The sequence below is a fragment of the Bremerella sp. JC817 genome (assembly GCF_040718835.1).
GTDB lineage: Bacteria > Planctomycetota > Planctomycetia > Pirellulales > Pirellulaceae > Bremerella.
Window position 1 is genome coordinate 212898 of record NZ_JBFEFG010000259.1, and the last position, 13434, is coordinate 226331.

Genomic DNA, 13434 nt, shown 5'->3' on the forward strand with positions numbered 1-13434 from the left:
ATCGAGATAATTTCACGGAAAGCCCCAAGCAGACTGCCTGGGGCTTTTTGCATATTCGGGTCACCGCGGGCTAAAATCGGCCTGTTATGGGGCCCTCGATTGAGCGGTCTATTCTGAAGCAGAAGGCGATTCTCCTTTGTTGAAGAATGGACCATGTTTACGTTTCGCAGCAAAATTCCTGTTTCCGTTCCGATGGCGTTCCATTGGCATCAACGGCCCGGGGCACTCGATCGGTTGCTGCCTCCATGGGAAAATGTCCAGATCGAACAGCGGAGCGATTCGATCGACCCAGGCTCCCGGGTGGTCCTGCGAATGTCCCTTGGCGGATTACCGCTGCGGTGGGTTGCCGAACATACTGAGCTTCACCCGAACGACTATTTCCGCGACCTGCAAGTTTCCGGTCCCTTTTCGCGTTGGGAACATACGCACCGGTTCCGAACTGACGACGAAGGGAACTGCGTGCTGGAAGATCAGGTCGACTACCGCATCCCCGGTGGATCGCTCGGCCAGCGGCTCGGCAAGTCGACCGTCGAGCAGATGCTTGTGCAGATGTTTCGCTACCGCCACGATACCACCACGCACGACTTAATAGCCCATGCCCGCTACCAGGAACGCTCGCCCATGAAGATTGCCATCACCGGTGCCAGCGGCTTGGTCGGTTCGCAACTCGCTCCCTTCCTGACGACCGGAGGGCACGAAGTCGTTTCGATCTCGCGATCAGCGGGCGAAAACACCATCCAGTGGGACATCAAAAAACAGCAGATCGACGCGGCGGCCCTGGAAGGAATCGATGCGGTGATTCACCTCGCCGGTGAAAGCGTGGTCGGACGCTGGACCGACAAAAAGAAGGAAGCGATTCGTCGCTCCCGTGTCGATGGGACCACGCTTCTGGCGAAGACCCTCGCTGGCCTGCAAACACCACCCAAGGTTTTGGTCTGTGCGTCAGCCATGGGATTCTATGGCGATCGCGGCGACGAAATCCTGACCGAATCATCACCGCCCGGAGATGGCTTTCTGGCGGATGTTTGCCAGGAATGGGAAGCCTCGGCCGATCCCGCTTGCCAGGCCGGCATTCGCGTGGCCCATGCTCGCCTGGGGATCGTCCTCAGCCCGAAGGGTGGCGCCCTCAAGCAAATGCTGACGCCGTTCAAGCTGGGTGTCGGCGGGAAGATTGGGGACGGAAAACAGTGGTGGAGCTGGATCTCGCTCGACGATGTGATCGGCGCTCTGCATCACATCATGATGAACGAAACGATCCATGGTCCGGTGAACTTGACCGCTCCGAAAGCGATGACGAACCTCGAGTTCACCAAAGTGCTGGGCTCGGTCCTTTCGCGACCGACGATCCTGCCGGTGCCCGCCTTCGCAGCGAAGTTAGCACTGGGTGAAATGGCGGACGAGATGCTGCTTTCCAGTTGCCGCATGGAACCGAAGGTGCTGGAATCGACCTCGTATTCCTTCCGCGATCCGAACCTGGAACGCTGCCTGCGAAAGCTGCTGGGGCGACAATAACCGCGTCTAGTCGTCCTCGTACGTACGGACCCAGATATCGGCCGCCACGGGCTGGACGACCGAGGCCTGGTATTCCCATTTCACGTTCGACTTGCCGTCCGCTTCCACTTCGATCAAATCGTGGAAGACCTTCTGCGGCGGGCTTTGCCGCATCGCACCTTCCAGCTGCTTGAGCCGTTCGTTCCAGCGTTTTCGATCGCGTTGATCTTCGGCATCGTTCTCTTCGTCGAACACGTCTGGGTAATAGTCTTCGTCGTAAAGCTGCAGCAAATCTTCCGCCTGCATCCGTTCGTGGATCACCACACCATGGTTCTGGAGGAAGTCCCACTGGAACGCGTTGAGTTCCGCCTCGTTGCGATAGTTCTTCAACACGCGATCACTGAAGAACTGGGCGATCGCAATTCGCCAGCGTGATCGGATCTGACGAATCTCGGCATCGGTGCGTTCGACTCCTTCCAGGCTCGCTGCCCGTAAGATCTCATCCTCGGTCGGCCCACCACGTTCGATCCGCCAATCCATTTCCGCGGCGTAAGCGTTCTCGAATCGCTGCGGAAAGTCTTCCCGCTTGCTACGCACGACATGCTCTTCCGGGGCATCCTGTTGAAATCGCTCCCACAACTCCGATGGGCTGGTCTGGGGAAGAAACTTCATGTGAGCCGGCGGATAAAGATCGAGTCCGTGATATGAGATGGTGGTGTAAGTCCACGACGTTCCATCCTCATATCGCCGCGAAACGTCGCACCAGACTTTCGCCACGGGATGGCAATAAACGACTGCCAGCGAACCGGTCGCTTCGTGAGACAAGACCCGCAGATGCGTCATGATCTCTTCGGTCGAGTAGTCGGCCCAGCGTTGGAAACCGAGCTTCTCCCACTCGGCGGTCAGCTTTTCAAACTGAGGGAGTTCCGCCTCGCCGACCCAGTCTTCTTCGTAGTTGGTGACCTCGACCAGCTTCAAACGAAAAGGAGGAACCTGGCCTGCTTGTCCGTCGGCCATGTTGCGGAGCAGCATTTGCAGAAACGACCAATACTTCCAGCGGATCAGCAGGAAAAGCACGATCACCAGCAAGATAAATGCAACGAAGAACCCGGCGACGATCTCGAGAAAAAGCCACATCGTGCGTACCTCCGACGTCCTATCCAAGTTGCCCAACGACGGTGAAATGGCGAAAACGTTCGTTCGCGAGTGTCGGCAGGTTACCACCCACTTACTGGCAAATCCACCCTTTTTTCGCAACTTCCCTGCCGGTTCGGCGAGAGGCATGTTAAGCGGAAGCGAAAGGTACGGTTCAATACGGTTCTTGGATGTTGCCCCGTGAACAAGGACTCTCCCTTTGTCTGCCGACCTTTGGAATCTGCGAATCAACGACATCAATGGCGCAGAGGTTGCCGATGGCAAATACGTTCTGTATTGGATGATCGCCAACCGGCGAACCGAGTACAACTTTGCCATGCAGCGGGCAGCGTGGTGGGCCGACAAGCTCGGCCAACCTCTGGTGATTTTCGAGGCGTTGCGGGTAGGCTACGAGTGGGCTAGTGATCGCTTGCATACGTTCGTTCTGCAAGGGATGCGCGACAACCAACAGGCCCTGAAAGATGCACCGGTCATCTACTATCCTTACGTCGAGCCAAAACCGAATGCGGCCAAAGGGCTGATGGAAGCCTTGGGTGGCGACGCCTCGGTGGTGGTGACCGACGAGTTCCCGTGCTTCTTTTTGCCACGCATGGTGAAAGCAGTCGGTAAGAAGCTGAAATGCAAACTGGAAGCGATCGACAGCAATGGTCTGCTGCCGCTGCGTGCCACCGAGAAAGAATTCACGCGTGCCTTCAGTTTCCGTCGGTTCCTGCAGAAAGAACTCCTACCTCACCTGGAAGTCACGCCAAACGCCAATCCGCTCGCTAAGAAGTCTTTCCCGGCGGCCGATCGGAAGTTGATTGCCGAGATCGAACAGAAATGGCCAGCGATCGACGAAAAAACCCTGGCCGATCCCGCCGACTTTATCGCCCGTCTACCAATCGATCACGATGTTCCGCCGGTCGAAACCGAAGGGGGCGCGAAGGCGGCCGGCAAACAGCTTGGGTGGTTTTTGAAGCATGGCCTTTCCCGCTATGCCGAAGAACGCAACGACGTCGAGAGCGAATGCGTCAGCCAGCTTTCCCCATACCTGCACTTCGGCCATATCTCAGTCCACGAGGTCTTTCGCGAGTTAATCCAGCAAGAGAAGTGGGAACCCAGCCAGGTCTCGAAGAAAGTGACCGGCTCGAGGGATGACTGGTGGAACATGAGCCCCGGTGCCGAGGCGTTCATCGACGAGGTCCTCACCTGGCGAGAGCTGGGCTACAACATGTGTCACCTGCGAGACGACTACGACCAATACAACTCGCTCCCGGAGTGGGCCCAGAAAACGCTGGAAGAACACAAAGACGATCCGCGCGAGTTCGTCTATACCATGGAGCAGTTCGAGAAAGCCCAAACGCACGACGACCTCTGGAACGCTTCTCAGAGACAACTGGTCCGTGACGGGCGGATCCATAATTACTTGCGGATGCTCTGGGGCAAGAAGATCCTCCACTGGACCAATACCCCCCAATATGCTGCCCAGATTATGATCCACTTGAACAACAAGTACGCGCTCGATGGGCGGAACCCGAACAGCTACAGCGGCATCTTCTGGGTCCTTGGTCGATACGACCGGGCCTGGGGTCCGGAGCGGGAGATCTTCGGCAAGATCCGCTACATGACCAGCGATAGTGCCCTGAGAAAGCTTGATTTGAAGGGGTACTTACGGGAGTACGCCGGAGGCAAACTGTTCGAGTGAAAGATGGATTAGGGCATAAAACCGGCCCGAATTCTTCGCATTTCGCCTATTTTGGCCAAACTTCACCCAAGAATCCGTCTTCGGGGGGCGATTTTTCCTAAATGGACTAGATGCGGTGCTTGCTCCGGCGGTATATTACTTGTTTGCCTTTGAGGTCAAGCACGACCGTTATAGGTACGTGTTTCCCATACCCAACATTTTACCGGCAACCTGGGCTGGGTTTGTCGGACTATCAAGTCAAAAGGAAATCTTTAGGTAACCAATGGTTAAGGTACTCGTTCGCGACAGGGAATCGATTCAAGAAGCAGTTCGTCGGTTTGGTAAGCTGGTCATGCGTAGCGGCCTGAAAAAGGAAATGCGTCGTCGCAAGTATTACGAAAAGCCGAGCGACCTGAAGCGTCGAGCCCGTCTGCGTGCCGAACGCCGCTCCATGAAGGAACGCCTTCTGGTTCAAGAGTAGTCGCCCATCTGCGAGCGACCGGCTGAACAAGCCAACTCACTTACAAAAAACGCCCAAGCAAACCGCTGGGCGTTTTTTCGTTTATTGATGTTATCTGGCCAGATGCTTTTCTGACCGATCGAGGCCGGCGGGACGCGATCCGACCGGCCACTTCCGCCCAGCCAGACATGGTCACGCATAGCCGTGACCATGGCACCGTTGGCGGGTTGACCGCGTTTACTTCTTCAGATGCGGCTCGAGGGCTTCGGCCCAGATTTCGTAGCCAGCGTCGGTTATGTGCAGGCCATCGTTCTTAAACAGCTCGGCACGCGGCTTGCCATCTTTACCCAGCATTGGGGCGTCGATGTCGATGAATTCGCAGTTGTCGGTCTTGGCACACTGCGCGGCGATCAGCTCGTTTGTCTTGCGAACTTCGTTGATCATGTTCCAACGCTTCAAACTTGGCTTCACGGCGATATACAAGATCTTCGTTTCTGGCAGCTCGCCATGGACCTTAGTGACGAACTCTTGGAAGTCTTCCAGGATCTGCTCTGGCGTATAGTTGGCGGCGATGTCGTTGTCGCCAGCGTAAACCACGACGGTGCTTGGCTTGTAAGGGAGGACGATCTTATCGGCGTAGTAGACCGAATCTTCCAGACGCGAACCACCAAAGCCACGGTTCACAGCATCCATCTTGGGGAACGACTTTTCGAGGTCCCACATGCGGATCGAGCTGCTACCGACAAACACGATGCCGCCTGGCTTCACAGGGGTCTTGGCGTCCGCCGCGGCGAACTTGTCCATCTCTTTCTGCCAACGAGCAATACTGGCCGGCACGCTGTCGTCGGCATAGGTCATCGTTGCGAACAGTGCCACGAGTGAAAAACAAAGCAGAGAACGAATCATGAGAGGGATTCTCCGAAGGGGATGAAGGAGCGTTGTGGCGAGGTATTTCAGTATAGGCAAAAAGAAAGGCGGGATCGACTGACCCCGCCTTTCAGAATTCTCAAATTCGCCGCGAACTAGCCCAGAACGTAAGGGGCACGATGAGCGCGGTGGGTCATTTCGGCTGCTTCGGCGTCGCCGGAGATCTTTTCCGAAACGGGATCCCAGGCAATCTTGCGGCCCAAACGGCACGAGATGTTGCCCAGATGGCAAGCGGTTGCGGTGCGGTGACCGACTTCGACATCGCAGATCGGCAGCTCACGCGAAGCCATGCAGTCCAGGAAGTTCTGGTGATGATTGTTGCTTTCGATCAGACGGATGTCCGAATCCTTCAGCTTCAACGACTGCAGGCCTTCGTCCGATGCCTTGAAGACGCCACGGTTGACGTAAATCTCGCCCTTGTCGCCGATGAAACGAGTACCCATCTGGATATCCTTCTGGCCCTGACCGACGATCATCTTCACGCCATCGCCGTAGTCGTAGGTGATACGGCAAGCTTCAGGCACTTCGTGGGCCATTTCTGGGTGGAACTTCACTTCGGTCGCTTCAACCGACAGCGGGCCGCTATCGTCTTTGCCCAGCCCCCAGTGGGCGATATCGATGTGGTGAGCACCCCAGTTGGTCATCTGACCGCCCGAGTAATCCCACCAGAAGCGGAAGTTGTAGTGGACACGCTTTTCGTTGTAAGGACGTACCTTCGCTGGGCCGAGCCAGAAGTCGTAGTCCAAGTTCGACGGGGCGTCGCTATCGGCTGGCAACTTGCCAGGATCGTTGGTGTTGGCCAGACCGACGTGCACGGTATGAACCTTGCCGATGTAGCCGTTGCGAACCAGTTCGCACGCATGACGGAAGTTGGCGGCCGAACGCTGCATCGAACCGGTCTGCACGATTCGCTTGTTCGAGCGAGCCGCTTCGACCATCTTGCGACCTTCGTTGATCGTCAGCGAGAGTGGCTTTTCGCAGTAAACGTCTTTGCCGGCTTCGCAGGCATGAATGGTGGTCAATGCGTGCCAGTGATCGGGCGTGCTGACGACGACGGCGTCGATATCTTTGCGGTCGAGAACTTTGCGGTAGTCGCCGTAGATTTCGACTTCGCGGTTCTTCTTATCCAGCACGGTCTTGGCCGCGGCCTGGGCATGCTTGCTGTCGACATCGCACACAGCGACTGCCTTGTCGAGGAACTTGCCAAGGTTACCACGTCCCATGCCGCCGACACCGATGTGACCGGTCAGAATACGTTCATTCGCTCCGAAGGCGGACGCAGGGATGAACATCGGAGCAGCCATCAAACCAGCCGCTGCAGTAGTTGTCTTCAAGAACTGACGTCGCGAGACGTTGCGATTCGAACTCATTAACGTTCCTCTTCGATTCCAAACCCAGATGGGAAATTGGCAAGTCTGTAGATGTGCGGTAGGGGATTTCAGGCCAGATGGCAAACTTCTTATCTTACCTGAAATCTATTGCCGCGCAAAGTCAAAGAAAACCCCCGTAAGTCTCACTTACTGGATTATTCCATTTCTTCCCATACACTGTGATAGCCGTCGATCAGCTCGGTGTATTGCAAGAACCGTTCATAAAAGGAGTTACCGCCGATCGTCGAGCTATCTCCCAACACAATCAGCTTGCGGCGAGCCCGCGTCAAAGCGACATTCATTCGCCGAGTGTCTAGCAAAAATCCGATTTCTCCCGACGTATTGGACCGCACGAGCGAGATCAGCACCGCTTCGTTCTCGCGGCCTTGGAAACCGTCGACCGTGTCGGCTTCGACCCCGGCCGGCAACAAGTTCCGCAGTCGCTGCACCTGGGCGGCATAGGGCGAGATCACCGAGATGTCTGCTGGGGCGATCCCGGCCTCGATCAACTGCTGAGCTTTGCGAGCCACAAACCGGGCCTCAGCATCGTTCAGCCGGCTCGAACTGGTCTCATCTTCCTCTTCCTGGAAGTCGGCCCCGGCAGTGTCATAGAACTGCCACGGCTTGGGGTCGAGGTACACGGCGTCGCTTAGCATCGGCTGCAAGTCATGCTCGGCGACCGAGTCGTCCGCTTCCAGTTGCCCTTCGTAAAACTCGTCGCTGCTAAACTGCATGATCGTGCCATGCATCCGGTACTGACGAGCCAGCAGCCGCGCGGTGGCTGGCACCTGCCGCACGATCCGTTCCTGCATGCTTTCTGCGAAGCCTTCCGAAGCGGCTTGCTGCGACAAGATCGTGGGGGGCAATTGGCAATGGTCGCCTGCTAAGATCACCTTGTCGGCGCGTGCCAGCGGAATCCAGCAGGCAGGTTCGACGGCCTGACAAGCTTCGTCGATCACCACGGTCGAGAACTGTCGGCCAGCCAGCAAGTCGTCGTCGACGCCGGTCAGCGTAACGCACAAGACATCGGCGCCGGAAAGAATCTGATCGAGCGTTTGACGCTGGATGCGCTGGGCATCGTCGAACATGCCGCGAGCTTCGTCGCGCAGCGCGGCCCGTTCGCCAGGGGCTGGTTTGGCGCGAGTATAGCGTCCAGCACTTCGCAGCCGAGCTTGTCCATCACGAATCAACTTGTCGGCCAACTTGGCGTCGGGATGCGACCGGGCCAGATAGTCGAGCGTGGCATCGTGCAACTTCTCTGAGACTCGCGCGGGATGCCCAAGACGCACCGCCTTCACGCCGTGAGCCAGCAGCCGCAGCATCAAGTTGTCGACCGCCAGGTTGCTGGGGGCACACGCCAGGACTTTCTCGCCCCGGTCGACCAGTTGGCGAATCAAATGCGCCAGCGTGACCGTCTTTCCGGTGCCTGGCGGGCCATGGATGATGGCGACGTCGTTCGCTGCCAGAGCGTTCTGTACCGCATCCCACTGCGAATCATTCAATGCCCGCGGACGTTCTGGCATCGCGGCCGATGAATCAAAGCTTGGCGCGGCCTCTCCGAGCAACACATCGCGCAGCTCGGCCAGGCGATTGCCCGTCGCGCTGGCGGCCCGCTTCAAAGCGAACTCCATGCGGCGCCGTGTGACTTCGTCGTCGCTGGGGATGATCTGGAATGGATCGTCGTCGTTCTCCAGGAAGTCCTGCGTGACAACCTCGATCGAACCTTCGCGCACGCCAGCGACCAAGCCGCGAACCTGATTCTGTTCGACATCTTGCAGCAAGACAGGCGAACCGGTCCGGAAGCGATGCGGCGGCAGCGGGGCCCCTTGAGTCTTGGGGCGAAACTGGCAGATCACGCGGCCGGCCAGGGCAGACCATTGCTCGTGCAGACGAAGCCCTTTGAGCGAGCCTTCGCTGGCATGACCTTCCGCGAGACGCTGAGCTTCTTCTTTCTGCTCGAGTTGCATCCAGCCACGAAACTTCTCGAACAGCGGCGGCCATTCGATCTTGTCAGGCTCGTAGAAGACGTCGACTTCCGGCAGGTTTTCGCGAAGCGTCTTGACGGCTCGCTTCGCTCGATCTTCCGCCAACTGCACCGTGGCCTGGCGGCGGATCAGATCGATCGCGCCGATTTCTTTACCGGGTACGTCTGCCTGCTCAATCAGCAGCTTGAACAACTGGTTGCGGTTGGTCCCCGGAGGAAGACCCCGCAAATGGAGCCGTGCCATGTTTTACGTTGGGTAGATGGGAATGCGGTGTCGGTTCCGCCACTTCGCTACGTGCGGCCGGCGGGGTCGCGAAGAAGCATGCGACGCCTTGAACCACCAACATCGTAGCAAACATCCACAAGGCATAGTCATAGGCCCCGAAAACTTCCTTGCTCTTGCTCAGCAGGTACGGACCCGCGGCACTCCCCGCGACGATGGTCATCATCTGGAAGCCCTTGATCTTGCCCAGGTGGGCTCGTCCGTAATAACGAGCCAGCAGCGAGTTCGACCCAGCCGACGCAACCCCTTGGGCGATCCCAAACGTCAGACCATAAACGCCTGCCATCATCACCGAGTCGATCGACATATAGACCAACACTCCGACCCCCAGCAGCATCGAGCCAATCACCAGCAAGTAATGCAGCTTGAAGTAGTCGGCCAGGATGCCACCCAAAAACTGACAGCACGCCATGCTGACCGCCATCGTCCAGAAGATGACCTGCGTGTCTTCTTCGGTCAAACCGCGGCTCTCGACGTAAGGCACCACCATAAACATCAGCGCGGTGCCGATCATGCCCCACATCGTCATGAACGAAAGCACGATCCAGAAGGCCCGCGTTTGCAGGGCATCGCCCAGACTCAACTGAGGCAGCAGGAAGCCTGGTCTGATGGGCTCGGCTTCTCCTTCTTTCCGTGGAATTCGTTTCTCGCCGTCGGGCAATTGGCCGATCTCTTCCGGATGGTTTCGGAAGACAAACACCAAAACCGGGAACATCACCACCCAGATCCCGATCCCCAGGGCGAAGTAGGCATGTTGCCACCCCAGCCAGTTGATCAAGGCAATCGTGATGATCGGGAACGTACCAAAGGCGATCGGCGCCGACAGGTTCCGAATTCCATTGGCGAAACCAAGCTTGCGCTGGAACCACATGTCGGCCGTGTTGGTCGCCAGAAGCGTCAGCGAGCCTTGCCCCAACGTGCGGATCGCCAGAAAGGCAATGAACAGCGAATAAAAGTCTTGGACCTGCGACATCAACATGCACGCCAGTCCGAACAAGACGATCACCAGCGTCACCGTCTTGCGGAGTCCCCACTTATCGGCGAGTGCTCCGATCCAGGGCACCGGAAAGGCAGCCAGGATGGTTCCCCAAAGGTAGGCAGTGGTGACGGTGACAATTTCCTGGTTGATCAGGTCTTTGGTCAGCACCACTTCCTGACCAGGATGCTCCTGCAGGAAGGCCGTCGTCGCCAGGGTGGTGGCGATATGTTTATTAAACAGAGCGACCCCGTATGTCTGACCAGGGCTGGTGCAATACTGCGTCAGCATCGCGACTCCCAGCATGACCCAGCCATAGAAGAATGGTGTTGCCCGCACTAACGGGTCGTGTCGCAAAGAAGCTGCCTCGATCGAGGCGGCGTCGGTGGCCATGGTAGCGAGTTGCCTGAATCTGTTCCTGGTGAGCGTTGCGCGGCGAATCGTACCGCTGCGCGGAGTCATATACTATCAACGGCTCCTTGGCTAGGAAACATCTAATGGGCAAACGGTTCACCGTATTTTCTAGCATCGGCATCCCTACCCGTAGAGCCAGATAGCAGTGGCATCTCTGCCGACCTGATGGGGCCAATTGCAACCACTGGCCGTTACCGATACTTTGGAACGTTGCAGACACCCTGCCGGGTGCCAGCGTAACGATCGAAAACCATGCCGAGAGCGACTTTTTTCGCTGGCATGCCTTCAATAGCCAACTCAACCAAGCGTGAAGTGAATGCGAATCGGTTTAGCGTTCAAGCTGTTTTTCCAAATCCTGTTCAATCCGGAAGTCGCCCAGCGAGCCGAGAAGCTATCGCTGCCAGCTCCCGAAGAAAAGCCGACCCCGCCACCGGTCCCGGCCAAACCCAAGCCTGAGAAGCCTCAGCGTCCCGAAGGGATCGACGCGTTGGTCTTGCTGACCACACTGCAGCGTGAAGCGCGCTTCCTCGATCTCTTTCAGGAAGATCTCTCGGAATACGAAGACGCCCAGATCGGCGCGGCCGTCCGCGATGTGCAGCGCGATACCAAGGCAACCTTGAATCGCATGTTCGGCATCGAACCGGTCCGCAGTGAAGAGGAGGGGGGGCGTATCGACCTGCCTGCTTCGATCGACGCCAACGAGATCCGCCTGGTCGGCAACGTGCAGAACGATAAGCCTGCCGGCGGCACCCTGGTGCATCGCGGCTGGAAAGCAACGAAGTGCGACCTGCCCAAGTTCAACGGTACGCTGGCCCAGGCCCAGGTTCTCAACCCGGCCGAAGTGGAGGTGTAATCGATGACCGCGAAATATGTCGTCGGGATCGACCTCGGCACCACCAATAGCGTCGTTGCGTACTCTGACCTGGAAGCGGAATCGCCAGTCGTCGAGTTGCTCGAGATTCCGCAACTAGTCGCCCCGAGCACGCTCGAAAACCGTAAGTCGCTTCCATCGTTTCTGTACCTCGCCACCGAGGCCGATCAGGAAGGTGGCAAGCTCGGACTCCCTTGGACCGATCAACAGAACTATGCCGCCGGCGAGTGGGCGCGACGTCAGTCGGCCGAAACGCCTGATCGAACGGTCGGCGGGGCGAAGAGCTGGCTTTCGCATCATAAGGTCGACCGACAAGGCCCAATCTTGCCTTGGAACGCCCCGGAAGAAGTCGGCAAGGTTTCGCCCGTCGAAGCCTCGCGGCGCTACTTACAACACCTTGTAGCGGCCTGGAACGATGCCCATCCAGAACATCCGTTGGCCCAACAAGCAGTCGTGCTAACGGTTCCGGCGTCGTTCGATGCCAGCGCCCGCGAACTGACGCGCGAAGCAGCCGTCGGCGCCGGTCTGCCTGACGCGTTCACGTTGCTCGAAGAACCGCAGGCCGCGGTCTACTCGTGGCTGGGTCACATGGGAGACCAGTGGCGTAAGGTGCTGAAGGTTGGCGACAAGCTGCTGGTCTGCGACGTCGGTGGTGGTACCACCGACCTGACGCTGATCACCGTCGAAGAAGAGCACGGCGAACTGGTCCTCAAACGGATGGCGGTCGGCAATCACTTGCTGGTCGGCGGCGACAACATGGACCTGACGCTGGCCTTCCACGTGTCGGAACTGTTCAAAGAGAAGAACGTCACGCTCGATCCGTGGCAGTCGGTCTCGCTGTGGCATTCCTGCCGAGCCGCCAAAGAACAACTGCTCAGCGACGAAGGTCCCGAGAAGCACCCGGTCAGCATCCTGGGCCGAGGAAGCAAGCTGATCGCCAAGACCGTTTCGGTCGATGTCGAACGAGAACCGATCAAGCAGATGCTGCTGGAAGGCTTCTTCCCGCAGTGCTCCGGAACCGATAAACCGCAGCGTGGGTTTGTCTCAGGCTTCCAGGAACTTGGCTTGCCGTTTGAATCGGATCCTGCCATCACACGGCATCTGGCCGAGTTTCTGGCCGTTCATGCCGAGAAAACCGGCAGCGCGATCCAGCCAACGCATGTGCTGTTCAACGGGGGCGTGTTCAAGAGCCAACCGTTCCAGGACCGCTTGATGGAAACGATCGGCTCGTGGCAGACCGACGGGCCGCCGAAGCGATTGGAAGGGACCCACGATCTCGACTACGCCGTCGCACGCGGTGCGACCTTCTATGGCTGGGCGAAAGAGAAGGGTGGCATCCGCATCCGTGGTGGCACCGCTCAGGCCTACTACGTCGGCATTCAAACTTCCGGCCTGGCAATCCCCGGCGCCCCACGTCCGCTCCACCTGCTGAACGTAGTGCCGATCGGCATGGAAGAAGGTACTGAAACGGACGTCCCCAGCGCGGAAGTCGGCCTGGTGGTGGGCGAGACGACCAAGTTCCGTTTCTTCTCGTCGCCGGTTCGCAAAGAGGACCAGCCCGGGCAGATGGTGACTCGCTGGGACGAAGCAGAGATCAGCGAAACCGACAGCATGGAAGCCGCACTGCCGCGTGACGACAAGATCAACGAGCCCTACGTGCCGGTAACGTTCCATTCCAAGGTGACCGAACTTGGAATGCTGGAACTGTGGTGCGTCAGTACCAAGACCGATGGTCGCTGGAAGCTGGAGTTCAACGTCCGCCAAGAAGACTAGTCCTTCTCCTCCGCGAGCCTTCGGAAATCGCCTCGCTTGCTGTCCCCTCTCCATCGCGGGAGAGGGG

The 13434-nt window shown here is 58.1% G+C and carries 10 protein-coding genes; 5 read left to right on the forward strand and 5 right to left on the reverse strand.

Annotated elements, in window-relative coordinates; translation table 11 throughout:
• The first annotated feature begins 153 nt into the window (after positions 1 to 153).
• Complete coding sequence (locus AB1L30_RS05970; protein ID WP_367012517.1) at positions 154 to 1512, forward strand: TIGR01777 family oxidoreductase; 1359 nt, start codon at positions 154 to 156, stop codon at positions 1510 to 1512.
• A 6-nt stretch (positions 1513 to 1518) separates the two neighbouring features.
• On the opposite strand, the gene AB1L30_RS05975 is transcribed toward AB1L30_RS05970, so the two are convergent.
• Positions 1519 to 2628, reverse strand: coding sequence for a hypothetical protein (locus AB1L30_RS05975; RefSeq protein ID WP_367012518.1), 1110 nt, complete (start codon positions 2626 to 2628; stop codon positions 1519 to 1521).
• Between the two features lie 217 nt (positions 2629 to 2845).
• Here AB1L30_RS05975 and AB1L30_RS05980 point away from each other — a divergent pair, with 217 nt between their 5' ends.
• Together AB1L30_RS05980 and rpsU are read left to right on the forward strand one after the other, a co-directional pair.
• Positions 2846 to 4330, forward strand: a complete 1485-nt coding sequence (locus AB1L30_RS05980; RefSeq protein ID WP_367012519.1) for a deoxyribodipyrimidine photolyase — start codon at positions 2846 to 2848, stop codon at positions 4328 to 4330.
• A gap of 262 nt (positions 4331 to 4592) precedes the next feature.
• On the forward strand, positions 4593 to 4790 hold the full coding sequence (gene rpsU / locus AB1L30_RS05985; protein ID WP_367012520.1) for a 30S ribosomal protein S21: 198 nt from the start codon (positions 4593 to 4595) through the stop codon (positions 4788 to 4790).
• Positions 4791 to 5006: 216 nt separating this feature from the next.
• Here rpsU and AB1L30_RS05990 read toward each other — a convergent pair whose 3' ends face one another.
• From AB1L30_RS05990 to AB1L30_RS06005, 4 genes are all read right to left on the reverse strand, one after another.
• On the reverse strand, positions 5007 to 5675 hold the full coding sequence (locus AB1L30_RS05990; protein WP_367012521.1) for an SGNH/GDSL hydrolase family protein: 669 nt from the start codon (positions 5673 to 5675) through the stop codon (positions 5007 to 5009).
• A 116-nt stretch (positions 5676 to 5791) separates the two neighbouring features.
• On the reverse strand, positions 5792 to 7066 hold the full coding sequence (locus tag AB1L30_RS05995) for a Gfo/Idh/MocA family oxidoreductase (RefSeq protein WP_367012522.1): 1275 nt from the start codon (positions 7064 to 7066) through the stop codon (positions 5792 to 5794).
• 155 nt (positions 7067 to 7221) lie between these two features.
• Positions 7222 to 9294, reverse strand: a complete 2073-nt coding sequence (locus AB1L30_RS06000) for an AAA domain-containing protein (protein WP_367012523.1) — start codon at positions 9292 to 9294, stop codon at positions 7222 to 7224.
• Positions 9224 to 10702, reverse strand: coding sequence for an MFS transporter (locus AB1L30_RS06005; RefSeq protein ID WP_367012524.1), 1479 nt, complete (start codon positions 10700 to 10702; stop codon positions 9224 to 9226). The genes AB1L30_RS06000 and AB1L30_RS06005 overlap by 71 nt, the downstream gene beginning before the upstream one ends.
• 337 nt (positions 10703 to 11039) lie before the next feature.
• Here AB1L30_RS06005 and AB1L30_RS06010 point away from each other — a divergent pair, with 337 nt between their 5' ends.
• Both AB1L30_RS06010 and AB1L30_RS06015 read left to right on the forward strand, forming a co-directional pair.
• Positions 11040 to 11576 carry a DUF2760 domain-containing protein gene (locus tag AB1L30_RS06010; protein ID WP_367012525.1) on the forward strand — a complete coding sequence of 179 codons (537 nt, stop codon included), beginning with the start codon at positions 11040 to 11042 and terminating at the stop codon, positions 11574 to 11576.
• Positions 11577 to 11579: 3 nt separating this feature from the next.
• The gene (locus AB1L30_RS06015; protein ID WP_367012526.1) at positions 11580 to 13367 is read left to right on the forward strand and encodes an Hsp70 family protein; all 1788 of its coding nucleotides are present in this window, start codon (positions 11580 to 11582) and stop codon (positions 13365 to 13367) included.
• The last annotated feature ends 67 nt before the right edge of the window (positions 13368 to 13434 follow it).

Excerpts from the sequence above, each read along its gene's own strand:
- AB1L30_RS06005 (WP_367012524.1), bottom strand. The coding sequence starts at position 10,702 with ATGGCCACCGACGCCGCCTCGATCGAGGCAGCTTCTTTGCGACACGAC.
- AB1L30_RS06000 (WP_367012523.1), bottom strand. The coding sequence starts at position 9,294 with ATGGCACGGCTCCATTTGCGGGGTCTTCCTCCGGGGACCAACCGCAAC.
- rpsU (WP_367012520.1), top strand. The coding sequence starts at position 4,593 with ATGGTTAAGGTACTCGTTCGCGACAGGGAATCGATTCAAGAAGCAGTT.
- AB1L30_RS05995 (WP_367012522.1), bottom strand. The coding sequence starts at position 7,066 with ATGAGTTCGAATCGCAACGTCTCGCGACGTCAGTTCTTGAAGACAACT.
- AB1L30_RS06010 (WP_367012525.1), top strand. The coding sequence starts at position 11,040 with ATGCGAATCGGTTTAGCGTTCAAGCTGTTTTTCCAAATCCTGTTCAAT.
- AB1L30_RS05970 (WP_367012517.1), top strand. The coding sequence starts at position 154 with ATGTTTACGTTTCGCAGCAAAATTCCTGTTTCCGTTCCGATGGCGTTC.
- AB1L30_RS05975 (WP_367012518.1), bottom strand. The coding sequence starts at position 2,628 with ATGTGGCTTTTTCTCGAGATCGTCGCCGGGTTCTTCGTTGCATTTATC.
- AB1L30_RS05990 (WP_367012521.1), bottom strand. The coding sequence starts at position 5,675 with ATGATTCGTTCTCTGCTTTGTTTTTCACTCGTGGCACTGTTCGCAACG.
- AB1L30_RS06015 (WP_367012526.1), top strand. The coding sequence starts at position 11,580 with ATGACCGCGAAATATGTCGTCGGGATCGACCTCGGCACCACCAATAGC.